The following is a 24822-nucleotide window of genomic DNA, read 5'->3' as shown; positions in this document are numbered from 1 at the left end:
ATGGACACCGCGCTGCCGCCGCCTCTCGCCGTGCACCTCGAGGAGTTCGTCGAGCACCTCGACCTGCAGGGCGGCCGGTCTGCCCACACGATCCGCGCGTACACGACCGACATCCGCACCCTCCTCGCCCACCTCGAGGCCGGCCACCCGGATGCGCGGATCGACGACCTCACCCTCGAGGTGCTGCGCTCCTGGCTGGCCGACCAGGTCGCGGGTGGCGCTGCCCGTACGACCCTGGCGCGGCGCACCTCCTCCGCCCGGACCTTCTGCGCGTGGCTGGCCCGCACCGGCCGGCTCGACCACGATCCCGCGGCTCGGCTGGTGTCGGCCCGCACCCATCGCACCCTTCCGCCGGTGTTGCGGGCCGACCAGGCATGCGAGGTGATGGCGGCTGCGGAAGCCGGTGCGCGCGAGCTGGACCCGGTGGCGCTGCGCGACCGGCTCGTGCTGGAGCTGCTGTACGCGACGGGGATCCGGGTCGGGGAGCTGTGCGGGCTCGATGTCGACGACGTCGATGCCGATCGTCGGGCGCTGCGCGTGCTCGGCAAGGGCAACAGGGAGCGGACCGTGCCGTACGGTGCGCCCGCCGCCACTGCGCTCGACGCGTGGCTGCACAGCGGACGGCCCGCCCTCGCGCGCCCGGACTCCGGGCCCGCACTTCTGCTCGGTGCACGCGGCGGGCGGCTGGGCCCGCGCCAGGTCCGTTCCGTGGTGCACGAGAACGTGGCCGCGGTCCCCGGCGCGCCCGACCTCGCGCCGCACGGGCTGCGGCACAGCGCCGCCACCCATCTGCTCGAGGGCGGGGCCGACCTGCGGGTGGTGCAGGAGTTGCTCGGACATGCGAGCCTCGCGACGACCCAGCTCTACACCCATGTGTCGGTAGCGCGGCTGAGGGCGGCGCACGAACAGGCGCATCCGCGGGCGTGACCCGGGCGACGACGAACCCGAGGTTTGGTACGGTCGCCGCCGCACCTGCTGCGCAATCCGGGGGGAATTGTGGGACACGAGGAGTCGACGCACGCTCTGCCTGCCTGGCTTCGGGACGAACCGGCGCCGGTCGGCCGCCGCGGAAGGCGACGGGGTGGCGACCGTGCGGTCGTGCTGCCTGCGCATCCGGAGCTGCCTGCGCAGCCGGAGCCGCCTGCGCAGCCTGTACATCCGCCGTCCCGGCCCGCGCCCGTCGAGGTGGACCGGTCGACGGGTCTGCCGGATCCGGTGCCGTCGGTCCCGTTCGGCATGCCTCCTCGAGAACGTCCCGCATCTGTGCCCGAAGCGCGGATCGTCGATGCAGCGGTTCCCGAACCGTCCCGTGTCGAACCTGTCACCCCCGAACCCGTCACCCCCGAACCTGGGGACCCCGAACCTGGGGAGCCCGAACCTGCGGACCCGGAACCCGCCCTCGAAGCCGCAACAACAGAACCGGTGGTGCCGGAACCGGTTGTCACCGGACAACCCGCCGACGCCGCGGTGGCCGGGCCCGCGACTGCGACCGGTCCGGAGGAGGCGGCGGGGCAGAACGGTCCGGGGGAACATCACCGCACCGAGCCCGCACCGCGTCCACCCACGCCCGGCGCGGACGCCGCCGGGTCACCCCTGCGAGCGGCGGACGATCCCGAACGCCCGACGTCGTCGACCCCTCCCGGGCATTCCACCCCAGGACACCGCCGGGAAACCGGCACGGTGGAGTCCGGCGCGCCGGAGCCCCGGCCGTCCGATCACGACCTGACCTCCGGCGCCCTGGTCCGGCGGTCCCGGCGCTCTCCGGCAGCCGGTTGGCGGCGCAGCGTGCACCGGCTCACCGGCGGAATCCTCGCGCCCGGCGAATCGACCGACGAGGCGTACCGGCGTGAGCTCCGGGACCGGGTCCGGCAGCCGATCAGCGGCGACTACCGGATCGCGGTGCTCTCCCTCAAGGGCGGTGTCGGGAAGACGACGACCACCGTCGGTCTGGGCTCCACGTTCGCCTCGTTGCGGGGGGACTGCGTGATCGCGGTCGACGCGAATCCGGACTTCGGGACGCTCGCGCAGCGAGTGCCCCAGCAGACCGAGTCCACGGTGCGCGACCTGCTCGCCGCGGCCCCGCGGATCTCCCGCTACGCCGACGTCCGCGCGCACACGTCGCAGGCGCCGAGCCGTCTCGAGGTGCTTGCGAGCGAACGCGACCCGGCCGTGTCCGAGGCGTTCAGCGAGGACGACTACCGCCGCGTCGTGGACATCCTGCGGGTGTACTACAACGTCGTCCTCACCGACTGCGGCACGGGCATCATGCATTCGGCGATGCGGGGGGTGCTCGATCTCGCCCACGCACTCGTGCTCGTCGCATCCCCGGCGATCGACGGGGCCCGGAGCGCTGCAGCGACGCTCGACTGGTTGCAGCACCACGGTTTCGGGGCGCTCGTCGAGCGCACCGTCGTGGTGATCAGCGCTGCCCGGCCCGGGGCCACCAACATCGACATGCAGGCACTGACGGGCCACTTCCTCGCGCGGTGCCGGGCCGTGCAGGTGGTGCCGTTCGACGAGCACCTCGCCGAGGGGGCCGAGATCGACCTCGCTCTGCTCCGGCCCGCCACTCGTCGCGCCTTCCTCGAACTCGCCGCCATGGTCGCCGACGACTTCGCCGCGGTGTCGGGACGTCACGCCGCGGACCGCCGCCCGGAGCCGAGCCGCGGGCGCGCCTGAGCGGTCCCACCGCCGCGCCCGGACACGGGCTCGAGACGGATCACCGACCGCACGAGCGGCAACGGGTCGAGGTAGTCGTCGCGGCCTCGGCGCAGACCCCAGTGCAGGCAGGCCACCGCGGGGCAACCCTCGTGGCCCGGTTCGAGGGTGCCGAGCGGGTCCCCCCGTTCCACGCGCCGGCCGGCGGTGACCGTCGCGGTCACCGGCTCGTAGGTGGTGCGCAGCCCGCCGGCGTGCTCCACCGAGACCACGGGTTTGCCGGCGACGGTCCCCGCGAACACCACCACGCCGGCACCGGCGGCGAGCACCGGCTGCCCGGGCCGGCCGGCGAGGTCGGCGCCCCGGTGCCCGGGAAGCCAGTCGTGCTCGGGACCGTCGAAGGGGCGGGCCACCGCCGGCCGTGGCTGCAGCGGCCAGCCGAACTCGCGGGGGGACGCCGCGGCGGGAACCGACCCCGCCAGTGTGGCGAGCGCGGTCAGGACGGCGATCCCGGTGATCTTCATCCGCCCAGCGTGCCGGGCGGTGCCCGCGACGGACAGAGTCTGCCCGGCATTGTGGACAACCCTCCGATTCGTCCACAGATCGTCCGAACCGGCCCGCTGATCAGGCAGTTGTGGTTCCCGCAGGGCAAGGCCGTACACTGTTCGAGCGGTCTGTGTTCGCAGATCGACTTCGCGCGTCCGCGCGCTGATCGCCGCCCGGTGCTCCGGGCGCCATCGGAAATTGGCCGTCGGCCGGTCCCGCAAGGGTCCGACGGGCATGCGGACGCCAGGGCGGGGATCACCCGATCTCCCGCGGCAACCGAACCGAAAGAGAGAACAGCCATGGCTGTCGTAACAATGAAGCAGCTGCTCGACAGCGGCGCCCACTTCGGTCACCAGACCCGTCGCTGGAACCCGAAGATGAAGCGGTTCATCTTCACCGACCGCAACGGCATCTACATCATCGACCTGCAGCAGACCCTGACGTACATCGACAAGGCGTACGAGTTCATCAAGGAGACGGTCGCCCACGGTGGCACCGTGCTGTTCGTCGGCACCAAGAAGCAGGCGCAGGAGTCCATCGCGGAAGAGGCCACCCGGGTCGGGATGCCCTACGTGAACCAGCGCTGGCTCGGCGGCATGCTCACCAACTTCTCCACCGTCCACAAGCGCCTGCAGCGCCTGAAGGAGCTGGAGTCGATGGAGCAGACCGGTGGGTTCGAGGGTCGCACCAAGAAGGAAATCCTCATGCTCACGCGTGAGAAGACCAAGCTCGAGCGCACCCTCGGTGGCATCCGCGACATGGCCAAGGTGCCGTCGGCGATCTGGGTCGTCGACACCAACAAGGAGCACATCGCCGTCGGCGAGGCCCGCAAGCTGAACATCCCGGTCGTCGCGATCCTCGACACCAACTGCGATCCCGACGTCGTCGACTACCCGATCCCGGGCAACGACGATGCGATCCGTTCGGCTGCGCTGCTGACCAAGGTCGTCGCCTCCGCCGTCGCCGAGGGCGTGCAGGCCCGCGCCGGCCAGAGCGCCGACAAGGACGCCAAGCCGGAGGCCGGCGCCGGCGAGCCGCTCGCCGAGTGGGAGCAGGAGCTGCTCGCGCAGGCCACCCCGGCCGCCGAAGCCGAGGCCCCCGCCGCCGACGCGGCGCCCTCCGCCGAAGCCTGATCCGATGCGCGGCCCCGACCGGTAGATCCTGAGATCATGGTCGGGGCCGTCGCACGCGACCGCGCCGCATCAGTGCACCCGCACGCGACCGAGCCGCATCAGAGGAAACTTCCGCGCGAGCACCCATCGCGCACAACAGACACAGGAGGCTCGCTTCCCATGGCGAACTACACCGCCGCCGACGTCAAGCGTCTGCGTGAGCTCACCGGCTCCGGAATGCTGGCGTGCAAGAACGCCCTCGCCGACAACGACGGCGACTTCGACAAGGCCGTCGAGCAGCTGCGCATCAAGGGCGCCAAGGACGTGGGCAAGCGCGCCGAGCGCTCCACCGCCGAGGGCCTGGTCGCCGCGAAGAACGGCGTGCTCATCGAGCTCAACTCCGAGACCGACTTCGTCGCCAAGAACGACGAGTTCCAGGCTCTCGCCGAGAAGATCGTCACCGCTGCGGCCGAGGCCGAGCCGGCCGACCTCGAGGCCCTCAAGGCCGTCGAGGTCGACGGCAAGACCGTCGACACCCTCGTGCAGGAGCTCTCCGCCAAGATCGGCGAGAAGCTCGAGCTGCGCCGTCTCGCCGTCTTCGACGGCCCCGTCGCGGTGTACCTGCACAAGCGTGCGTCCGACCTGCCGCCGGCTGTCGGCGTGCTCGTCGAGTACTCCGGTGAGGGTGACGCCGCCGCAGAGGCCGCCCGTGCCGCCGCGATGCAGGTCGCCGCGCTGAAGGCGAAGTACCTCTCCCGCGACGAGGTTCCGGCCGACACGGTCGAGAACGAGCGCCGCATCGCGGAGGAGACCGCCAAGAACGAGGGCAAGCCGGAGGCCGCCCTGCCGAAGATCGTCGAGGGTCGGCTCAACGGCTTCTTCAAGGACGTCGTGCTGCTCGAGCAGGCCTCGGTGACGGACTCGAAGAAGACCGTCAAGGCGCTGCTCGACGATGCCGGTGCCACCGTGTCGCGCTTCGTGCGTTTCGAGGTCGGCGGCAGCTAGACCTCTCGTTTCCTCGACCCCGTCGGCGCTCGCCGGCGGGGTCGAGGCGCGTCGGCGACCCGATATCGGGCCGATCGGACACTCGCGCCCCCGTCTCGGTTCCACGGGGTCGGATGAGGCAGGATGAAAGGGCCGACCCACCGCTCGACCCGAGGAGAACCATGTCCGAACACGCCCAGGAACGTCCCGGTTTCCGTCGGGTGCTGCTCAAGCTCGGCGGGGAGATGTTCGGCGGGGGCAAGGTCGGTCTCGACCCGGACGTGGTGACGACCGTGGCCGAGGAGATCGCCGAGGTCGTCCGCTCCGGGGTGGAGGTGGCGGTGGTCATCGGCGGCGGCAACTTCTTCCGGGGCGCCGAACTGCAGCAGCGCGGTCTCGACCGCGCTCGCTCCGACTACATGGGCATGCTCGGCACGGTAATGAATTCCCTTGCGTTGCAGGATTTCCTGGAGAAGCAGGGCGTGGACACCCGCGTCCAGACCGCTATCACGATGGGGCAGGTCGCCGAGCCGTACCTGCCGCTGCGTGCCCGCCGGCATCTCGAGAAGGGCCGCGTGGTGATCTTCGGTGCCGGCATGGGCATGCCGTACTTCTCCACCGACACCACCGCCGCGCAGCGCGCCCTCGAGATCGGCGCGGAGGTGGTCCTGATGGCCAAGGCCGTCGACGGGGTCTACTCGGCCGACCCCCGGATCGACGCCGACGCGACCCTGTTCACCGAGATCACCCACCGCGAGGTCATCGAGAAGGGCCTCAAGGTCGCGGATGCGACCGCCTTCAGTCTCTGCATGGACAACGACATGCCGATCATGGTCTTCAACCTGCTCACCGAGGGGAATATCGCTCGGGCTGTCGCCGGTGAGAAGATCGGAACACTCGTACGGTCATGAACGGACAACGGAACATGGAGGAACAGCCGTGATCGATGAAGCTCTCTTCGAAGCCGAGGAGAAGATGGAAAAGGCCGTCACGGTGGCCAAGGACGATCTCGGATCCATCCGCACCGGCCGCGCGAACCCCGGCATGTTCTCCAGGATCGTCGTCGACTACTACGGCGCGCCCACCCCGGTCACGCAGATGGCCAGCATCAACGTCCCCGAGGCGCGCATGGTGGTCGTCAAACCCTACGAGGCCTCGCAGCTCGGCCCGATCGAGACCGCGATCCGCAACTCCGACCTGGGCGTCAATCCGACCAACGACGGGTCCCTGATCCGCATCTCCATCCCGCAGCTGACCGAGGAACGCCGCCGCGAGCTGGTCAAGCAGGCCAAGGCCAAGGGCGAGGACGCCAAGGTGTCCGTGCGCAACGTGCGACGGAAGGCGATGGAGGAGCTGCACCGCATCCAGAAGGACGGCGAGGCCGGCGAGGACGACGTCACCCGCGCGGAAAAGGAGCTCGACAAGACCACGGCGAAGTACGTGGCGCAGATCGACGAGCTGGTCAAGCACAAGGAAGCCGAGCTGCTGGAGGTTTAACCGTGGGTACCGCCGCCGGGTCGTCCGATCCGCAGCTCCCCCTGGGCGTCACCGACGCCGACTCGGCGGCCGACGCCGCGAAGGCGGGCACCGAGGTCCCGCCGGGCCGGCCCGATCCGACCCCTGCCGCGGAGCCGGAGAAGAAGGCGTCCCGCGCCGGCCGGAACCTGCCCGCCGCCGTGGGCGTGGGCGCCGGGCTCGGTGGCCTCGTCATCGGCGTGCTCGCGTTCGCCCCCAAGGCCTGGCTCCTCGTCGTCGCGGTGGCCATCGCGATCGCCACCTGGGAGGTCACCAAGCGCCTGCGTGAGGCGGACGTCCTGGTTCCCCGGGTCCCGCTCCTGGTCGGGGGGCAGGCGATGATCTGGCTCGGCTGGCCCTACGGCACCACCGGCGTGCTCGGCGCCTTCGCCGGCACCACCGTCGTGTCGATGCTGTGGCGGCTGTTCGACCGCGGACTGCGCGGCCGGCCCCGCAACTACCTGCGCGACACCGCGGTCACCGTCTTCACCGCGGCATGGGTACCTTTCCTCGCGTCGTTCGCGACGCTGATGGTCCTCGAGGACGACGGTGCCGCCCGGGTGTTCTGCCTGATGATCGTGTGCGTCGCATCCGACGTCGGCGGATACGCGTCCGGGGTGCTGTTCGGCAAGCACCCGATGGCGCCCGCGATCAGCCCGAAGAAGTCCTGGGAGGGTTTCGGCGGCTCGGTTCTCGCCTGCACCGTCGCCGGTGTGCTCACGGTGACCCTGCTGCTCGACGCCGCCTGGTGGATCGGTGTGCTCCTCGGCGTCGTGCTCGCCGCCACGGCCACGGCGAGCGACCTGATCGAGTCGCAGGTCAAACGGGATCTCGGCATCAAGGACATGGGCACCCTGCTGCCCGGCCACGGCGGGATCATGGATCGGCTGGACTCCATCCTGCCGTCCGCGTTCGTCACCTGGCTCGTCCTCGGGGCCTTCGTCTAGGCCGGTGACGAGAAGGCAGCGGTCCGACACGCACGGGGTGGTGCCCAGCCCCAACATCTGGCACTGGCCGGAGGTCTACGAGGAAGAGAACCGCGCCCAGGACGTCCACGGCGTCGTGTACACGGCGCTGCGCGAGGCATACGACTGGGCCGGTCGGGACGTGGTCGACGTGGGCTGCGGCACCGGCTTCCACCTGCCGATGTTCGCGGCCGCGGCGCGCACCGTGACCGGTGTCGAACCGCACCCGCCGCTGGTGGAACTGGCACGGCGACGGATGCGGGGCCAACCGGGCGTGCGAGTGCAGACCGGTTCGGCCGAGCACCTGCCGCTCGCGGACAGCAGCGTGGACCTCGTGCACGCCCGTACCGCGTACTTCTTCGGTCCCGGGTGCGGGGCAGGTATCGCCGAGGCGATGCGCGTGCTGCGGCCCGGCGGCGCCCTCGCGATCGTCGATCTCGACGCGACCGCCCATCCGTACGGCGAATGGATGCGCGCGGACCTGCCGCACTACGACCCGCGCACAGTCGAGGCGTTCTTCGACGCCCAAGGTTTCGACCTGCGCCGGCTCGACACGGAGTGGCGTTTCCCGGACCGCGCCACGCTCGAGCGCGTACTCGGCATCGAGTTCGGCCCCCAGGTTGCCGAGCGTGCGGTGCGTGGCACGGCAGGCACCGCCCTCACGGTGCGCTACCGGCTGCACGTGCGCCGCAAGCCCCGGGGACTGGAGATCGCCTGACCGTGCCGTGAACCTGCCGGGGGTCGCGAACCTGCCGGGGCCGCGAACCTACCGGTGGTGGGTGCCCCGGATGCGGAACACCCGGGCCAGTTCGCTGATCCTCTTGGCCTTGGCCAGGCGGGGCAGGTCACTGCCGTCGCGCACACCGCGGCCGTCCTCCCCGAGTGTGTCGATCACGTCGCGGGCCCAGCCGACCTCGTCGGAACTGGGGCTCAGGGCGGCGTTGGCGAACGGTGCCCGGGCCGGGGTCATGCACAGCTTCCCGGTCATTCCCATGGAGGCGGTCAGCTTCGCCTCCCGCTCGAGAACCTCGGGGTCGTCGGTCAGCGACGGTCCGTCGACGGGACCGGGCAGGCGGGCCGCCCGGCTCGACACGACCAGGCGGGAACGCGGGTACGCCATCGCGAGCGGGGAGTCGTCCATTCCGGTGTCGCGGCGGAAGTCGCCGCTGCCGAAAGCCAGCCGGAACGTCCCGTCGGCGCGGGCGATCTCGGGCGTGGCCTCGAGGCCCACCGCCGACTCGATGAGCACGAGGATGCGGGTTCCGGGCGGCAACTGAGCGGCGGTGGCGTCGACCTGCTGGCCGCTTTCGGTCTTGGCGAGCATCACGCCCTGCAGGCCGGGAACCGCGGCGAGCGCGGCGAGATCGTCGGCCCAGTGCACGGTGGTGGCGTCGTTGATCCGCACCCAGGCACGGCCACCGCCGCGCAGCCATTCGACGACGTGACCCCGTGCGGCGGCTTTGCCGGCCGCCGGCACGGCGTCCTCGAGGTCGAGGATCACGGCATCGGCTGCGGACGCGGCAGCCGCCGCGAAGCGCTCCGGGGCGGTGCCCGGAACGAGCAGCCAGGATCGGGCGAGCTCGGGTGCGACGGTGGCGGAGGCGGGGGCATCCAGGTGGGCGGTCACGTCAGGCTCCTCGGGTGAAGGTCTTGTCTCCAGGGTGCCCTCTTGTCGCCGCGTTGGGGAGATTGGGTGCGTTGTGTTCGTCACCCGCCGCTGGGCGGCGCTGTGTCACCGCCGCTTCGCGGCACGCTTGATCTGCAGGATCCGCACACCGCCCGCCAGCGCCATGACGAGGGCTCCCGCGATGGCCGACAGCAGCAGGCTCACCCCCAGCGGCAGGGTGAACTCCCAGGCGAACAGTTCCATGGTGACCGAGTCGAGGTTCTGCAGGATGAACACGAGCAGCAGGATCAGGACCAGAACACCGATGACCAGGCCGGTCCACGTCGATGCCGCGCGGCTGCGGTCGAGGGGAATCTCCGGCGCGGGACGGAGGTCGGAATCGGGCGTGGCCTTCGTCGAGCCCTGCCGGTCGGGCCGATCCCCGCCGGGCAGGTCCGGTACCGGATCGGGCAGATTCGCGGGGCGGTCGGTCATGGATCGATCATCTCGCTCCGGCTGCCGCTGCACACCGTATTCGGCGAGGAAGACCGGCTCCGCCGCCGTAATGGATAATGGGTCATTATGCCCTCCTCTCTTCCCCTGGTTTTCGACGCGCCCAAACGCGGTATGCCGCCGCGTCACCTCGCCGACCTCGACGCCGAGCAGCGCCGGGCGGCCGTGCGTGAACTGGGCCTGCCGGCCTTCCGGGCCGATCAGCTGGCCCGGCACTACTACGGGCGGCTCGAGGCCGATCCGGAGAAGATGACGGATCTGCCGGCGAAGGTGCGCGAGCAGGTGGGGGCGGCGTTCTTCCCCGCGTTGCTGACACCGGTCAAGCACGTGGCGTGCGACGGCGGCGAGACCCGCAAGACGCTGTGGCGCGCCGGGGACGGCACCCTCCTCGAGAGTGTGCTCATGCGCTACCCCGACCGCGCCACCCTGTGCATCTCGAGCCAGGCCGGCTGCGGGATGGCCTGCCCGTTCTGCGCGACCGGCCAGGGCGGCCTGGATCGGAACCTGTCCACCGCCGAGATCGTCGATCAGGTGCGCGCCGCGGCCGCGGCCCTGCGCGACGGTGACGTGGCCGGGGGACCGGGTCGTCTGTCCAACGTGGTATTCATGGGGATGGGGGAGCCGCTGGCGAACTACAAGCGGGTGGTGGCCGCGGTGCGGCGCATCACCGCCCCGCCGCCGGAGGGACTGGGCCTGTCGCAGCGGTCGGTCACCGTCTCCACCGTCGGTCTGGCGCCGGCGATCCGCCGGCTGGCCGACGAGGGACTGCACGTGACCCTCGCCGTGTCGCTGCACACGCCGGACGACGAACTGCGCGACACGCTGGTGCCGGTCAACAACCGCTGGCCCGTCGCCGAGGTGCTCGACGCCGCGCGCTACTACGCCGACCGGACCGGTCGCCGTGTCTCCGTCGAGTACGCCCTGATCCGCGACGTCAACGACCAGCCGTGGCGGGCGGACATGCTGGGCAAGAAGCTGCACAAGGCGCTCGGCCCGCTGGTGCACGTGAACCTGATCCCGCTCAACCCGACGCCGGGCAGCGAATGGGACGCCAGCCCGAAGCCGGTCGAGCGCGAGTTCGTTCGTCGCGTCCAGGCTCAGGGGGTCTCGTGCACCGTGCGGGACACCCGGGGCCAGGAGATCGCGGCAGCCTGCGGCCAGCTCGCCGCCGAGAACTGAACACGGACTCGCGGCAAGCGAAGGGTCCGCCCGGGACGAACCGGGCGGACCCTTCGGTGTTGCTGTGGGGACGTGCGGCTACCTGCGGCGCCGGCGCTGGACGATGTCGCGCACCAGGATGGCGACGAGCAGCGCGGCGAAACCGATCAGGAACCAGTTCTCGACGTTGCCGTTGTGGTTGCCGATGATCATCGCCAGCAGGAACAGGGCGATGAGCCAGCCCATGAAACGGAACAGGCGGGGCGCCTCGCCACTCCAGCCCCACTCCGCCGACGGCACCTCGGCCGTGTCGACGCCAGTGGTCTTCAACTCGGTACCGGCCACCGCTTGTCCTCCTGGTCGCAAAGATCTTCGCTGTTGGGCCAATCGTGACATACGACCGCCCGTCGTACGAAGTGGGGGCGCGCTCCCGCGCGCCGGGCGGGTGATTCAGCCTCCCCTCAGGACGGTCGGGAACAATGTCGGCGTGGCCGACTCGCAACCCAGCTCCCGCACCCGTGTCCTGCTGCTCGGCAGCACCGGCTCCATCGGCACCCAGGCACTCGAGGTGATCGCCGCCAACCGCGACCGGTTCGAGGTGGTCGGTCTCGCCGCCGGTGGTGGCAACATCGATCTGCTCGCCGAACAGATCCGCGTCACCGGTGTGACCGAGGTGGCCGTCGCGAACGCACAGGCCGCCGCGCGCCTCGACCTCCCGGGCCTGCAGGTCCGCAGCGGGCCGGAGGCGGTGACGAGGTTGGTGCGCGACGTGGAGGCCGACGTGGTGCTCAACGCCCTCGTCGGATCCCTCGGGCTGGAGCCGACCCTGGCCGCACTGGCGACGGGCGCACGCCTGGCGCTGGCCAACAAGGAGTCGCTCGTCGCGGGCGGCGCACTGGTCACCGCCGCCGCGGCCCCGGGGCAGATCGTGCCGGTGGACTCGGAGCACTCGGCGCTGGCCCAGTGCCTGCGCGGCGGCAGCCCCGACGAGGTGGCCCGGTTCGTGCTGACCGCCTCGGGTGGTCCGTTCCGCGGCTGGACGGCCGAACGGCTCGAGTCGGTCACCCCCGAGCAGGCCGGCGCCCACCCGACCTGGTCGATGGGCCCGATGAACACCCTGAACTCGGCGACGCTGGTGAACAAGGGCCTGGAACTGATCGAGACGCACCTGTTGTTCGGCATCGGCTACGACCGGATCGACGTCACCGTGCACCCGCAGTCGATCGTGCACTCGATGGTCACCTTCACCGACGGGTCCACGCTGGCCCAGGCGTCGCCGCCGTCGATGAAGCTGCCGATCGCGCTCGCGCTGGGCTGGCCGCACCGGATCGCGGACGCGGCGCCGGCCCTCGACTTCACGACCGCCTCGACGTGGGAGTTCGAACCCGTGGATCACGACGTCTTCCCCGCGATCGAACTCGCCCGGGCCGCCGGGGTGGCCGGCGGATGCCTGACCGCGGTGTACAACGCCGCGAACGAGGTGGCCGCGGAGGCTTTCCTGGCGGGGGCGCTGCCGTTCCCCGGGATCGTGCGCACGGTGGCGGCGGTGCTGGCCGACGCCGACGCCTGGTCCGCGGCACCCGCTACCGTGGAAGATGTGCTCGCCGCCGACGGCTGGGCTCGGGACCGAGCCCGCGCGCTCGTGAAGTAGGAGGACCGGCCACCGATGATGTTCGTTCTGGGCGTCGTGCTGTTCGCCCTCGGCATCGCCGTATCCATCGCCCTGCACGAGGCCGGGCACATGTGGACCGCGCAGCGCCTCGGCATGAAGGTGCGGCGCTACTACATCGGGTTCGGGCCGCGGCTGTACTCGTTCCGGCGCGGTGAGACCGAGTACGGCCTCAAGGCGATCCCGGCGGGCGGCTTCTGCGACATCGCGGGCATGACGGCGCTCGACGAGCTGGCTCCCGACGAGCACGAGCGCGCCATGTTCAAGCAGAAGGCATGGAAGCGCGTGGTGGTGATGTCCGGCGGCATCGCGATGAACTTCCTCCTCGGCATGGTGCTGATCTTCGGGCTCGCCGTGGCGTGGGGTCTGCCGCGGCTGGGGGAGACCCCGGCGGAGATCGGGGAGCTCTCGTGCGTCGCACCGACCCAGGCCGGTGAATCCGGGGGCTACGAGCTCGCGCCGTGCAGCGGGCCGGGTCCGGCCGCTGCCGCCGGCCTCGAAGTCGGGGACGTCGTCGTCTCCGTCGGCGGCACCGAGGTCGCGACATTCGCGGACCTGGTCGAGGTCACCCGCGCCGCGACCGGCACGGTGGATTTCGTCGTCGAGCGCGACGGTCGCACGTTGACGATCCCGGTGCCGGTCCAGTCCGCCCAGCGCTGGGTGCAGGATCCCGAGACGGGCGCGATCACCTCGGAGACCGTCAGCGCCATCGGGGTGGCCGCGCCGCCGTCCGTCACCGAATACAACGCGTTCACCGCAGTGGGCGGCACGCTGCAATTCACCGGCGACATGTTCGTGCTCACCGCGCAGGCCCTCGCCGACCTGCCCAGCAAGGTGGGGGCGCTGTGGGAGTCGGTGACGGGCGGCGAACGCGACCCCGACACCCCGATCAGCGTGGTCGGTGCCTCCGTCATCGGTGGGCAGGTCGCCGAGCGGGGCATCTGGCAGATGTTCGTCCTGCTGCTCGCCCAGCTGAACTTCTTCCTGGGCATGTTCAACCTGCTCCCGCTGCTGCCGCTCGACGGCGGCCACATCGCCGTCGTCGTGTACGAGAAGGTCCGCAACTGGATCCGCGGGCTGCGCGGGCTGCCGGTCGGCGGCCCGGTCGACTACACGAAGCTGCTGCCCGTCACCTACGTGTTCGTCCTCATCGGCGGCGCGTTCATGCTGTTGACACTCACCGCGGACATCGTCAACCCCATCCAGCTGTTCTGACCCACACCGCTAGAATTGCCGCGTAGCTACGAAAGAAGGCGAAACGTGACCAGCCCCGTCGGTTTGGGCATGCCCGAAGTTCCCGCCGTCCTCGCGCCCCGGCGCAAGACCCGTCAGCTCATGGTCGGCGACGTCGGCGTGGGCAGCGACCACCCGGTGTCGGTGCAGTCGATGTGCACCACCAAGACGCACGACGTCAACGCGACGTTGCAGCAGATCGCGGAGCTCACCGCGTCCGGTTGCGACATCGTCCGGGTCGCGTGCCCGCGGCAGGAGGACGCCGACGCGCTCGCCGCGATCGCGAAGAAGAGCCAGATCCCGGTCATCGCGGACATCCACTTCCAGCCGCGCTACATCTTCGCCGCCATCGACGCCGGCTGCGCCGCCGTGCGCGTCAACCCCGGCAACATCAAGGAGTTCGACGGCCGCGTGAAGGAGGTCGCCAAAGCCGCCGGCGCCGCGGGCATTCCGATCCGTATCGGAGTCAACGCCGGCTCGCTGGATCCGCGCATCCTGAGCAAGTACGGCAAGGCCACGCCCGAGGCGCTCGTCGAGTCCGCGCTGTGGGAGGCGAGCCTGTTCGAGGAGCACGGCTTCGGCGACCTCAAGATCTCGGTCAAGCACAACGACCCCGTCGTGATGGTCGAGGCCTACCGTCAGCTCGCCGCGCAGTGCGACTACCCGCTGCATCTGGGTGTGACCGAGGCAGGGCCCGCCTTCCAGGGCACGATCAAGTCGGCCGTCGCGTTCGGTGCGCTGCTCAGCGAGGGCATCGGCGACACCATCCGGGTGTCGCTGTCGGCGCCGCCCGCCGAGGAGATCAAGGTCGGCACCCAGATCCTGCAGTCGCTGAACCTGCGGCCGCGCAAGCTCGAGATCGTCTCCTGCCCGTCGTGCGGCCGCGCGCAGGTCGACGTCTACACCCTCGCCGACGAGGTCACCGCAGGCCTTCAGGGCATGGAGGTGCCGCTGCGCGTCGCGGTCATGGGCTGCGTCGTCAACGGCCCCGGTGAGGCACGCGAGGCCGACCTCGGCGTCGCGTCCGGCAACGGCAAGGGCCAGATCTTCGTCAAGGGCAAGGTCGTCAAGACCGTCCCCGAGGCCCAGATCGTCGAGACCCTCATCGAGGAGGCCATGCGCATCGCCGAGGAGATGGAAGGCGACGCCGGCACCGGAAACCCGGTGGTCTCGGTCGGCTGAACCGGTTCGGCGGGCACAGGACTCCCGCGCGGCCCCGGCTTCTGGCAGTCTGAGTGCGTATCCGCAGTCGACAGGTGGTGGGACGTGCTCAAGCTTCTGGGAGTCCGGTCTCTCGGCGGCCGTGACACCGCACACGTGCTGCGGGTGCTGGCCCGCGATCCGGTGGCGGCGTGCATGGTGGCCGGCCGGATCGAGGAGTACGGCCTCGACTCCCGCGCCGTCGGCGGTGACATGTGGAGCCGGGGCGGACCCGACGAGTCGCTGTGCTTCTCGGGGGCGAACCTCGTCCCGCTGCTCGGCGATCGCGACGACCTGCATGCCTTCGCGGACCGCGCCGCCCGCGGCCCCCGCCTGTGCTCGTCGCTCGTCGGCCGTGCCGAACTCGCCTTGCCGATGTGGGAGGTCCTGCAGCCGGAATGGGGTCCCGCCCGCGAGGTGCGGGCCGAGCAACCGCTGCTGGTGCTCGACCGGGAACCCCTCGTCGTCCCCGACCCGCTGGTGCGGCGCGTGCGACCGGACGAGATCGACGCCTACATGCCGGCCGCGATCGCGATGTTCCGCGAGGAGGTCGGTGTGGATCCGTGCGCGGGTGACGGCGGAGCGGGATACCGCCGCCGGGTGCAGAGCCTGATCGCCACCGGACGCGCATGGGCCCGCTTCGAGCACGGCCGGGTGGTGTTCAAGGCCGAGATCGGCTCCCAGTCCTCGTCTGTGGGGCAGATCCAGGGCGTGTGGGTGGACCCCGGCAGGCGCGACGCCGGCCTCGGCTCGACCGGCACCGCGGCCGTCGCCGCCGCCGTCACCGCCGGTGGCCGGCTGCCGAGCCTGTACGTCAACAGCTTCAATCACCGCGCTCGCGCGGCGTACGCCCGGATCGGCTTCCGGCAGGTCGCGACCTTCTGCACGGTTCTGCTGGACTGAGGGGCCGCTCCGTCCGGGCCGTGTCGCCTCCCCGATCCCGGGTGCCACCGGTCCTACGATGACGGCGATGAGAACTCGACCCGTCTGCGCCCCGGTCCCGTCCGTCCGGTTCGTCCAGGCACCGCGTCGGCTCCTGCCGATCCTGGCAGCCGCCGTCGCATTGGCCGGCGGCGTCGTGGCATGCACCCCCAAACCCGCCGGACCGGAGCCTGCCGCACAGGAGTTCCTCACCGACTTCGCCGAGCGGGACTTCGCTGCGGCCGCTGCCCTGACCGATCGTCCCGACTCGGCCGAGGAGGCGCTCGCGGCGACGTGGACGGGGCTGCAGGCGGAGGGTCTCGAGGTGGACACCGACGGGGTGCGGATCGACGGGGACACCGCGACCGTCACCTACGTCTACGAGTGGGACCTGCCCGGCGAGCGCGTGTGGCGGTACTCCGGGCAGATGAACATGGGCCGCAGCGGCGAGGACTGGGTGGTGCGCTGGACGCGGTCGAACCTGCATCCCCAGCTCGGGGACCGGCAGCGGATGCAGCTGCGGACCAATCCCGCCCCGCGTGCCCGCGTCAACGAGCATTCCGGCTCGGACGTGCTCGTTCCGGGCATCGTCTACGGAATCGGTTTCGATGCGGCGCAGGCGGGCGATGTCCGGGCCGCGGCGCGGGCGCTGTCGGCGGCGCTGACCGAGTTCGACCCGTCGCTGACCGCGCAGTCGATCGCCGAGACCGCGACCGCCGCCGACGGCGCCTACTCGGTCGTGCGGCTGCGTGAGGAGGACTACGAACGCGTCGCCGACACCCTCGCGGCGGTGCCCGGGGTCACGATCACCGAGCAGGCCGATCTCGTCGCCACCGACCGTACCTTCGCCCCCGACCTCGTCGGCCAGGTCAAGAAGACCGTGATCGACGAGGTGGACGGCAAGGCCGGGTGGAGCGTCGTCGCGGTCAACCAGAACGGTGTCGACACCGGGGTCCTCACCGAGACGCCGCCCGAACCCGCGCCGTCCTTCTCCGTCAGCCTGGACCGTCCCATCCAGGTGGCGGCGCAGGCCGCCGTCGACGCCCGCACGGAACAGGCGATGATGGTGGTGATCGAGGCGTCCACCGGCGCGGTCCTCGCCGTCGCGCAGAACAAGGCCGCCGACCGCGACGGGCCGGTCGCGCTGGCCGGACAGTACCCGCCCGGCTCCACCTTCAAGATCATCACCTCGGGTGCCGCCATCTCCAGCGGGCTCGCGGGACCGGGCACCATGGTGGCCTGCCCGGGCCGGATCACGATCGGCGAGCGCAGTGTTCCGAACTACAACGAATTCTCGGTCGGCACCGTGCCGATGGCGACGGCGTTCGCGCGCTCGTGCAACACCTCGTTCGCCAAACTCGCCTCCGAGATGGCGCCCGACGCCCTCACCGTCGCGGCCGCGCAGTTCGGCATCGGACCCGAGTACGACGTGGTGGGCATGCCCACGTTCTCCGGATCGGTGCCGCCCGCGGAGGACCTGGTCCAGCGCGCCGAGGACGGCTTCGGTCAGGGCAGGGTCGTCGTCAGCCCGTTCGGGATGGCCCTGGCCGCGGCGACCGTCGCGCACGGCAGCGCACCCGTGCCCTACCTGCTGCAGGGACGCGAGACCGTCGTCACCGGCGACCGGCCGCCGGTCACCCCGGAGATGGTCGACGGCCTGCGCGGCATGATGCGCCTGGTGATCACCAGCGGTACCGCCGACCGGATTCGCGACCAGGGCGAGGTGTACGGCAAGACGGGTGAGGCCGAGGTCGCGGGCGGCTCCCACGCATGGTTCGTCGGATATCGCGGTGACCTGGCCTTCGCGACGCTCGTCGTGCGCGGCGGCAGCTCCGACAACGCCGTCGCCGTCACCCGCGACATGTTCGCGGCGCTGCCGGAGGGCTACTGACCGGCCCGGGCGCGCCGCGGGAGAGCCCACCGGCCGCCGGTCAGGGCAGCAGCCCCAGGCGTCGCGCCGACACGACGGCCTCGTGCCGGGTGTGGGCGTCGAGCTTGCCCATCGCGCTGCGCAGGTAGCTCTTGACCGTCTCCGGGCCCACCGACAGCCGGTCGGCGATCTCGGCGTTGGTGCATCCCAGCGCCACGTGCGCGAGCACGTCGGTCTCGCGCGGCGAGAGCACCACGTCGCTCTGGAGCGGTGCCGCGCCGCCGAGCGCCCCGGCCAGCCGGTCCGACAGGTCCCGCAGCTTACGCTGCAGGCCGGCATCCTCGACGCACTGGGCGAGACCGCGCAGTTCTGCGTGCACGTCCCGGATCTGGGCGGCCGCGACCGGGCTCTCGGCCGGGCGGTCGAGGGAGCCGAGCATCGCCAGCCGCCGGTCCACCTCGTCCCGGACGGCGATCTCGCTGCTGAGCCGTCGCGCCGCCTGCACGAAGGCTCCCACCGCGCGGTCGCCGAGCGGTGAACACTCCCGGATCGCGCCGTAGAGCACGGCACGAGCCGCCCCGCTCACCATCACCGGCACCGCGAGGATCGAGCGCAGCCCCTCGCCGAGGACCGGCCGATCGAAGTGGTGGGTGATCGACGACGACCGGCCGTAGTCCGGCACCGTCGCCGGCCGGGCCCGGTCCACCACGAGGCCGCCCAGACCGGCCCGCGGCGGCACCACGACCCCCTCGAGAGCGTTGGTGCGGGTGCCGAAGAACTCGGTCAGGTGCAGGTTCCCGTCGCGGACCTCCCCGGCGAACACGACGGGGATCAGGGCCTCCGCCGCGGTACGGCGAAGCTCCCCGCGCAGGGCGTCGCTGTCGCGGGGACGAAGGAGAGGCGAGGTGCCGGCCGGCGCCATCGGTCACCCCTTTCCGGGGGTATCGGGACGGACGTGTGACCTGGATCATAAAGGAATCGATCCTCGGGACGTTCACCCCGGGGCGCTTCACGAGAGGACGGATTCGATGACCACCGAGACCACCGCGCGTGCGCATTCCGGGCAGGAGGCACGGGTGCGGGAACTGCTGGACCGCTACGACACCGCCGACGCGTGTGCCGCACAGCTGCTGTGCGACGGGCATCCCGCGGACGCCGTCGCGTTCACAGTGGTCGAGGCGGATCTGACCGCGACCGACCTGACCTTCGGCGAGCTGCGTGAGCAGTCCTCCCGGTTCGCCGCGGCCCTGGCCGATCTCGGCGTCGAGCCGGGCGACCATGTCGCCACCCTGATGGGCAAGTCCGCGGACCTGGTGGTGGCGCTGCTCGGCATCTGGCGTCGCGGTGCCGTGCACGTGCCGTTGTTCACCGCCTTCGCACCCCCGGCGATCGGCTTCCGGCTGCAGGCCAGCGGGGCGAAGGTCGTCGTCGCCGACGCGGACCAGGTCGGCAAGCTCGCGCCCGGCGAGGACATCCCCGCCGACGCGCCGTGGCAGATCGTCGTTGCCGGTCCCGCCGAGGCCGGCACCGCCGGCATCGGCGTCCGCTTCGCCGACCTGGTGGCCTCGCACGATGCGGACGATCCGCGCGGCGCCGCGGTCGCCGTCGGTGGGCACGGCGGGCTCGTGCAGCTGTTCACCTCCGGCACGACCGGCACCCCGAAGGGGGTGCCGGTGCCGGTGCGGGCGCTCGCGTCGTTCCACGCCTACCTGGACTTCGGCCTCGACGTGCGTGAGGACGACGTGTTCTGGAACGCCGCCGATCCCGGCTGGGCGTACGGGCTCTACTACGCGCTGCTCGCGCCGCTGGCCGCCGGTGTGCGCAGCCTGCTGCTGCACGCCGGGTTCTCCGCCGCCCTCACCTGGCAGGTGATGGAGAAGTTCGGGGTCACCAACTTCGCGGCCGCGCCCACCGTCTACCGCAGCCTGCGGGCGGACTCGGCGCCCGTGCCGGAGTCGGTCTCGCTGCGGCGCGCCTCGTCCGCCGGCGAGCCGCTCACCCCGGACGTCGTGGCATGGTCCGAGCAGACCCTCGGCGTGATCGTGCGCGACCACTACGGCCAGACCGAGCACGGCATGTTCGTCGTCAACGCGTGGGCGGACGGGCTGCGCGAAGAAGTGCGGCCCGGATCGATGGGTAAGCCCCTGCCCGGGTGGTCCTGCGCCGTGCTCTCGGACGACTCCGACGACATCGCCGCCCCCGGCGTGCCCGGACGGGTGGCGATCGACACCCACGCCAGCCCCCTGCTGTGGTTCACGGGGTACGTGGACGCGCCGGAGAAGACCGCGCAGCGGTTCACCGAGGACGGCCGCTGGTACCTCACCGGCGACGCCGGACAGGTCGACGAGGACGGGTTCTTCTACTTCTCCGCCCGCGACGACGACGTGATCATCATGGCGGGCTACCGGATCGGCCCGTTCGACGTCGAGAGCGTGCTGGTGATGCACGAGCACGTCGTCGAGGCCGCCGTCGTCGGCATGCCCGACCAGCTGCGCGGCGAGGTGCTCGAAGCGTTCGTGGTGCTGCGCGACGGCGTCGACGGCACCGACGAGCTCGAGGTGGAGCTGCAGCAGCTGGTCAAGCGCAAGTTCGCGGCGCACGCCTACCCGCGGACCGTGCACTTCGTGCCGCAGCTGCCGAAGACGCCCAGCGGCAAGATCCAGCGCTACATCCTGCGTCAGGGCTGAGCCGCCCGCGTGGGGGCGGCGCGGCCGGCGCCGCGTCGCCCCCCGTCGGTCGGGGCCTATCCTGGTGACCATGCCTGTTCGCACCGCACTCGTCCCCGGAACCGTCTCACCCGTCCGCGCCGTCCCCAACGGGATCGAGCGACCGGAGTACGCGTGGAAGCCGACGGCGAACGAAGGGCACGAGCCGTGGGTGCAGACCCCGGAGACCATCGAGAAGATGCGGGTCGCCGGCCGCATCGCCGCGCAGGCCCTGGCCGAGGCGGGCAAGGCCGTCGCGCCGGGCGTGACCACCGACGAACTGGACCGGATCGCGCACGAATACATGTGCGACCACGGCGCGTATCCCTCGACGCTGGGGTACAAGGGCTTCACCAAGTCGTGCTGCACGTCGCTGAACGAGGTGATCTGCCACGGCATCCCGGATTCGACGGTGCTCGAGGACGGCGACATCGTCAACATCGACGTCACCGCCTACATCGGGGGAGTGCACGGTGACACCAATGCCACGTTCCTGGCGGGCGAGGTCTCCGAGGAGCACCGCCTGCTGGTCGAACGGACCCGTGAGGCGACGATGCGGGCGATCAAGGCGGTCAAGCCGGGCCGGGCGCTCAACGTCGTCGGCCGGGTCATCGAGTCGTACGCGAACCGGTTCGGGTACGGGGTGGTGCGTGACTTCACCGGTCACGGCATCGGCGAGACGTTCCACAACGGGCTGGTGATCCTGCACTACGACCAGCCGTCCGTCGACACCGTGCTCGAGCCGGGAATGGTGTTCACGATCGAGCCGATGATCAACCTCGGCACCGTGGACTACGAGATCTGGGACGACGGCTGGACCGTGGTCACCAAGGACCGCAAGTGGACCGCCCAGTTCGAGCACACCATCGTCGTCACCGACAGCGGAGCGGATATCCTCACGCTGCCGTGACGCGGCCGGGTGCCGGGCGCATCGTCTTGTCGCGTACCGTGCTTCGGCATGGAACCGACTGACGTGGCGATCCCGGCCGGCACCTTCACCGTGCGAATCGACGGCCCCGAGAGCCGGCACGCGGTGCTGCTGCTGCCCGGCGCCGGGGAATCCGCCGACGTCTACGACGCGGTGTGCACGCGGCTGCACCATTCGGATCTGCGTACGTTCGTACCGGAGACCATCGAGGGTCTCGACGTCGCGGGCGTGCACGCATTGCTCGACGCCCTGCAGTTGCCGTGGGTGCACCTCGTCGGCAGTGGGGCTGGAGCGGAGCTGGCGTGGGCGGCCGCCTCGGGCCGGTTCGGCCGGTTCGCCAGCCTCGTGGTCGCCGACCGGGGCCACCCGGCGGTGCCGGACGTCGAGGGCGTCGTACGGGACGCGGACGCCGCCCCCGCCGAGGTGCCCACCACCGTGCTCGTGGGCAGCGCCGCGCGCCGCCCGGAAGCCGACGCCTCGATGCGGTACGTCCTGTCGGAGTTCCGCGTCGTCGAACTGAGCGGAGTGGCCAACATCCCGGCCGAGGCGCCGGCGGAACTGGCCAGCGCGATCGCCCTGCGCACCGGCAGCTGGTAGGCGGCTTCGCCGCCGGTGTGTCCTTTGGGCGGTGGGAGCCGCCCAAAGGACACACCGATCACAACCCGAGGAGAGCGTTCTCGACCAGTTCCGGCAGGGCCGGGTGGATCCAGTACTGTCCGGTGGCCGTCTCCCGGGCGGTGAGACCGAAGCTCATGGCCTGGATCAGCGGCTGGATCACCGACGACGCCTGGGCGCCCAGGATGTGCGCGCCGAGCAGCTTGCCCGTGGTGCGGTCGGCGATCACCTTGCAGAAACCCTCGGTGTCCTCCATCGCCCAGCCGTACGCGACGTCGCCGTAGTACTGGATCTTCACCGCGACGTCGTAGCCCTGGGCGCGGGCCTGTTCCTCGGTCAGGCCGACCGTCGCGATCTGCGGGTCGGTGAAGACCGCGGACGGCACGAACCGATGGTCCGAGCGGCGCAGGACCGAGACGTCCTTGCCCCACGCGTCGTGGAGCAGGTTGTGCTGTACGACGCGGGCCTCGTGATTGGCGACGTGCTTGAGCTGGTGCGGCGACGAGACGTCGCCGAGCGCGAAGACCCCGCGCGCGGTGGTGCGCTGGAACTCGTCGACGACGATCCGGCCGTCGTCGTGCAGCGCGATGCCGCCCGCGGCGGCGTCGAGTGCGTCCCCGTTGGGTGTCCGGCCGACCGCGACGAGCAGCGCGTCGCCGCTGACGGTGGTGCCGTCGGCCAGTTCCACCTCGACGCCGTCGCCGACGGGACGGAACGCCGTCGCGGGGTTGGACAGGTGCACGTCCCACCGGTCGGTGGCCAGGCCGGTGAAGTGCTCGGCGAGGTCGTGGTCGAGGTGCCGCAGCAACTGACCGGTGCGGGCGAGCACCGACACCCGGGTGCCCAGGGCGGAGAAGACGTGGGCGAACTCCATCGCGATGAACCCGGAGCCGAGGATCACCAGCGATTCCGGCAGTTTCGGCAGCCGCATGATGTCGTCGTTGGTGTAGTAGCGGACCCCGCCGTCGAGTACCTCCTGCGGGATCGCCGGACGCGCGCCCGCTGCGACGACGACCTGGTCGGCGGTGATGATCTCGCCCGTGCCGGTGTCGAGGGTGCGCTCGCCCACGAACCGGGCGTGCCCGCGGTGGACGGTGACGTTCGCGCAGTCCTCGGTGCGGTAGCGGTCGCCGCCGGCCGCGATCGGGTCGATCCGGCCGAACACCCGGTCGACGATGTCGCTCCACCGGACCCCGTCGATCGTCGCGTCGACACCGTACTTCGCGGCCTTGCGCACGGTCTGCGCGACCTCCGCCGCATAGACGTACATCTTGGTGGGGATGCAGCCGACGTTGAGGCAGGTGCCACCGAAGGTGCCCTGCTCGAGGATCGCCACCTTCCGGCCGTCGAATCGCTCGTCGAGGATCGAGTTTCCGGAGCCGGTGCCGATGATGGCCAGGTCGTAGTGACTCACTGTTCTCCCGTTGTCAGGTTCGCGTGGACGATCACAGGGATCTGCTGTGACCGTCCAACCAGTGCAGCCACAGATCCAATTCCCGGAACGCCACGTCGAGCACGTCGGGTGTGGAGAGGAACACATCGTGCCGGGCGCCGGTGATCGGAACGATCGTCGTGCGGTCGCCCAGGCATCCGGCCCACCGGGCGATCTGCTTGACGTCGAGGACCGCGTCGGCGGTGTCCACCGTGGGGTCGTACGCGGGGGCCCAGCGGGTGTCCTTCGACCGCAGGATCAGCGACGGGACGCCGACATCGAGGCCGCGGTGCAGTGTCGCGTGGCCGCGGCGGACGGCACGGAGCCAGCCGAACGTGACGGGAAACCCGGCCAGCGGCTTCCAGTCCAGGTCGTACTCCCAGTGGCCGTTGGCGTCCTTGTGCAGACTCATCCCGTAGGTGTCCAGGCTCTGCCCCGGGATGACGGCGCGGCTGCGCACCCGGCCGACGGCATCGACCGCGACGGTGCCGAGGCCGCGCAGGATCGACGGTCCCTGCAGGTCGAACCACGGGCTGTTGAGGATCAGGCCCTGGATCCCGGCGCCGCCCGTACCGCCCGGTCGGCGGTTCATCCGATCGAGCCACAACGGCAGGACCAGCCCGCCCGTGGAATGCGCCACGAGCAGGATCCCGCCGCCGACCTCACCGCGGACGATCCGCAGTGCCTCCTCGAGTTCGGCGTCGTAGTAGGTCAGATCGGTGACGAAGTGCGGGGTCTGCCCGGGTTGCCGCGAGCGCCCGCACTTGCGCAGGTCCAGGGCGAAGAACCGGTACCCCTGGGCGGCGAAGTGCTCGGCGAGGTGCTGCTGGAAGAAGTAGTCGGTGAAGCCGTGCACGTAGATCACCGCGCGGTCCGGCGCGGACTCGCCGCCGGGGTAGACGGACGGCTGGTAGCGGACGAGGGTGGCGGTGGCCTCGCCCTCGCCGTCCGGATCGGGGCCGAGATGCAGCGTGAGCTGCTCGTATCCGTCGCCGAGGATATCGGGCTGCCAAGTAGTCACGATCACACTGTATTGGTCGGTACGCGGACCTGTCGTGGGGGCACAATTGGGTGAAGACAAACGCCGGACAACGCGCGGGTAACCTGTTCGTCGCAGTCGGCGCGGCCGCGACGTCGCCGGGATCCGTGAGTTCAGCGAGACCCGGCGGACGAGCACGGACGTGCACGGGAC

At 71.1% G+C, this 24822-nt stretch carries 24 protein-coding genes; 17 read left to right on the top strand and 7 right to left on the bottom strand.

What is annotated here, in order from left to right; genetic code table 11:
- Complete coding sequence (locus RR3_RS14030) at positions 1-927, top strand: tyrosine recombinase XerC (RefSeq protein ID WP_017680556.1); 927 nt, start codon at positions 1-3, stop codon at positions 925-927.
- A gap of 495 nt (positions 928-1422) precedes the next feature.
- Positions 1423-2679 carry a nucleotide-binding protein gene (locus RR3_RS14025; protein WP_108754917.1) on the top strand — a complete coding sequence of 419 codons (1257 nt, stop codon included), beginning with the start codon at positions 1423-1425 and terminating at the stop codon, positions 2677-2679.
- Here RR3_RS14025 and RR3_RS14020 read toward each other — a convergent pair.
- Positions 2634-3182 (bottom strand): M23 family metallopeptidase, encoded by a 549-nt coding sequence (locus RR3_RS14020; protein WP_064066184.1) that lies wholly within the window; start codon positions 3180-3182, stop codon positions 2634-2636. The genes RR3_RS14025 and RR3_RS14020 overlap by 46 nt on opposite strands.
- Before the next feature lie 321 nt (positions 3183-3503).
- Between RR3_RS14020 and rpsB the strand changes: the two genes are divergently transcribed.
- The 6 genes from rpsB to RR3_RS13990 all read left to right on the top strand — a co-directional run bounded on the left by rpsB (position 3504) and on the right by RR3_RS13990 (position 8498).
- A complete protein-coding gene (gene rpsB / locus RR3_RS14015; RefSeq protein WP_003939003.1) occupies positions 3504-4337 on the top strand; it encodes a 30S ribosomal protein S2 in 834 nt (277 codons plus the stop codon).
- Between the two features lie 159 nt (positions 4338-4496).
- The gene (gene tsf, locus RR3_RS14010) at positions 4497-5321 is read left to right on the top strand and encodes a translation elongation factor Ts (RefSeq protein WP_064066627.1); all 825 of its coding nucleotides are present in this window, start codon (positions 4497-4499) and stop codon (positions 5319-5321) included.
- Between the two features lie 161 nt (positions 5322-5482).
- Positions 5483-6211 carry a UMP kinase gene (gene pyrH, locus RR3_RS14005; RefSeq protein ID WP_003939001.1) on the top strand — a complete coding sequence of 243 codons (729 nt, stop codon included), beginning with the start codon at positions 5483-5485 and terminating at the stop codon, positions 6209-6211.
- A gap of 28 nt (positions 6212-6239) precedes the next feature.
- Positions 6240-6797, top strand: a complete 558-nt coding sequence (frr, locus tag RR3_RS14000; protein WP_006937444.1) for a ribosome recycling factor — start codon at positions 6240-6242, stop codon at positions 6795-6797.
- 2 nt (positions 6798-6799) lie between these two features.
- Entirely contained in the window at positions 6800-7762 is a 963-nt protein-coding gene (locus RR3_RS13995) for a phosphatidate cytidylyltransferase (protein ID WP_010592738.1), read from the top strand.
- A 37-nt stretch (positions 7763-7799) separates the two neighbouring features.
- Positions 7800-8498, top strand: a complete 699-nt coding sequence (locus tag RR3_RS13990) for a class I SAM-dependent methyltransferase (RefSeq protein ID WP_064066628.1) — start codon at positions 7800-7802, stop codon at positions 8496-8498.
- A 48-nt stretch (positions 8499-8546) separates the two neighbouring features.
- On the opposite strand, the gene RR3_RS13985 is transcribed toward RR3_RS13990, so the two are convergent.
- The gene (locus RR3_RS13985) at positions 8547-9407 is read right to left on the bottom strand and encodes an HpcH/HpaI aldolase/citrate lyase family protein (RefSeq protein WP_017680559.1); all 861 of its coding nucleotides are present in this window, start codon (positions 9405-9407) and stop codon (positions 8547-8549) included.
- Between the two features lie 105 nt (positions 9408-9512).
- The gene (locus tag RR3_RS13980) at positions 9513-9881 is read right to left on the bottom strand and encodes a LapA family protein (protein WP_040271831.1); all 369 of its coding nucleotides are present in this window, start codon (positions 9879-9881) and stop codon (positions 9513-9515) included.
- Between the two features lie 87 nt (positions 9882-9968).
- On the opposite strand from RR3_RS13980, the gene rlmN reads away from it, so the two are divergent.
- Positions 9969-11078 carry a dual-specificity RNA methyltransferase RlmN gene (rlmN, locus tag RR3_RS13975; RefSeq protein ID WP_010592733.1) on the top strand — a complete coding sequence of 370 codons (1110 nt, stop codon included), beginning with the start codon at positions 9969-9971 and terminating at the stop codon, positions 11076-11078.
- A gap of 78 nt (positions 11079-11156) precedes the next feature.
- Here rlmN and RR3_RS13970 read toward each other — a convergent pair whose 3' ends face one another.
- Positions 11157-11402 carry a DUF2631 domain-containing protein gene (locus tag RR3_RS13970; RefSeq protein ID WP_010592732.1) on the bottom strand — a complete coding sequence of 82 codons (246 nt, stop codon included), beginning with the start codon at positions 11400-11402 and terminating at the stop codon, positions 11157-11159.
- A 142-nt stretch (positions 11403-11544) separates the two neighbouring features.
- Here RR3_RS13970 and dxr point away from each other — a divergent pair, with 142 nt between their 5' ends.
- From dxr to RR3_RS13945, 5 genes are all read left to right on the top strand, one after another.
- Positions 11545-12708 carry a 1-deoxy-D-xylulose-5-phosphate reductoisomerase gene (gene dxr, locus RR3_RS13965; protein ID WP_064066629.1) on the top strand — a complete coding sequence of 388 codons (1164 nt, stop codon included), beginning with the start codon at positions 11545-11547 and terminating at the stop codon, positions 12706-12708.
- A 15-nt stretch (positions 12709-12723) separates the two neighbouring features.
- Positions 12724-13941 carry a M50 family metallopeptidase gene (locus RR3_RS13960; protein WP_010592730.1) on the top strand — a complete coding sequence of 406 codons (1218 nt, stop codon included), beginning with the start codon at positions 12724-12726 and terminating at the stop codon, positions 13939-13941.
- Positions 13942-13986: 45 nt separating this feature from the next.
- Positions 13987-15141 carry a flavodoxin-dependent (E)-4-hydroxy-3-methylbut-2-enyl-diphosphate synthase gene (gene ispG / locus RR3_RS13955; protein WP_010592729.1) on the top strand — a complete coding sequence of 385 codons (1155 nt, stop codon included), beginning with the start codon at positions 13987-13989 and terminating at the stop codon, positions 15139-15141.
- Positions 15142-15225: 84 nt separating this feature from the next.
- Positions 15226-16062 (top strand): GNAT family N-acetyltransferase, encoded by an 837-nt coding sequence (locus RR3_RS13950; protein WP_017680563.1) that lies wholly within the window; start codon positions 15226-15228, stop codon positions 16060-16062.
- A gap of 67 nt (positions 16063-16129) precedes the next feature.
- A complete protein-coding gene (locus RR3_RS13945; protein ID WP_010592727.1) occupies positions 16130-17971 on the top strand; it encodes a penicillin-binding transpeptidase domain-containing protein in 1842 nt (613 codons plus the stop codon).
- Positions 17972-18011: 40 nt separating this feature from the next.
- Here the strand turns inward: RR3_RS13945 and RR3_RS13940 are convergent, their stop codons facing one another.
- A complete protein-coding gene (locus tag RR3_RS13940; RefSeq protein ID WP_010592726.1) occupies positions 18012-18872 on the bottom strand; it encodes a helix-turn-helix transcriptional regulator in 861 nt (286 codons plus the stop codon).
- A 106-nt stretch (positions 18873-18978) separates the two neighbouring features.
- Here RR3_RS13940 and RR3_RS13935 point away from each other — a divergent pair, with 106 nt between their 5' ends.
- The 3 genes from RR3_RS13935 (at position 18979) to RR3_RS13925 (ending at position 22180) form a co-directional block, all read left to right on the top strand.
- Positions 18979-20637: an AMP-binding protein gene (locus RR3_RS13935; RefSeq protein WP_040271845.1), complete on the top strand. Its 1659-nt coding sequence runs from the start codon at positions 18979-18981 to the stop codon at positions 20635-20637.
- A gap of 70 nt (positions 20638-20707) precedes the next feature.
- Positions 20708-21565, top strand: coding sequence for a type I methionyl aminopeptidase (gene map / locus RR3_RS13930; RefSeq protein ID WP_010592724.1), 858 nt, complete (start codon positions 20708-20710; stop codon positions 21563-21565).
- A 48-nt stretch (positions 21566-21613) separates the two neighbouring features.
- Complete coding sequence (locus tag RR3_RS13925; protein ID WP_064066630.1) at positions 21614-22180, top strand: hypothetical protein; 567 nt, start codon at positions 21614-21616, stop codon at positions 22178-22180.
- 58 nt (positions 22181-22238) lie between these two features.
- On the opposite strand, the gene mtr is transcribed toward RR3_RS13925, so the two are convergent.
- Both mtr and RR3_RS13915 read right to left on the bottom strand, forming a co-directional pair.
- Positions 22239-23612: a mycothione reductase gene (gene mtr, locus RR3_RS13920; RefSeq protein WP_064066631.1), complete on the bottom strand. Its 1374-nt coding sequence runs from the start codon at positions 23610-23612 to the stop codon at positions 22239-22241.
- 31 nt (positions 23613-23643) lie between these two features.
- Positions 23644-24651 carry an alpha/beta hydrolase gene (locus RR3_RS13915; RefSeq protein ID WP_064066640.1) on the bottom strand — a complete coding sequence of 336 codons (1008 nt, stop codon included), beginning with the start codon at positions 24649-24651 and terminating at the stop codon, positions 23644-23646.
- Positions 24652-24822 lie beyond the last annotated feature (171 nt).

It is taken from the genome of Rhodococcus ruber NBRC 15591, from assembly GCF_001894945.1.
In the GTDB taxonomy this organism is placed as follows: Bacteria; Actinomycetota; Actinomycetes; order Mycobacteriales; family Mycobacteriaceae; genus Rhodococcus; species Rhodococcus ruber.
The sequence above is the reverse complement of the archived record's forward strand: the minus strand, read 5'-3'. Positions and strand labels throughout refer to the sequence as shown.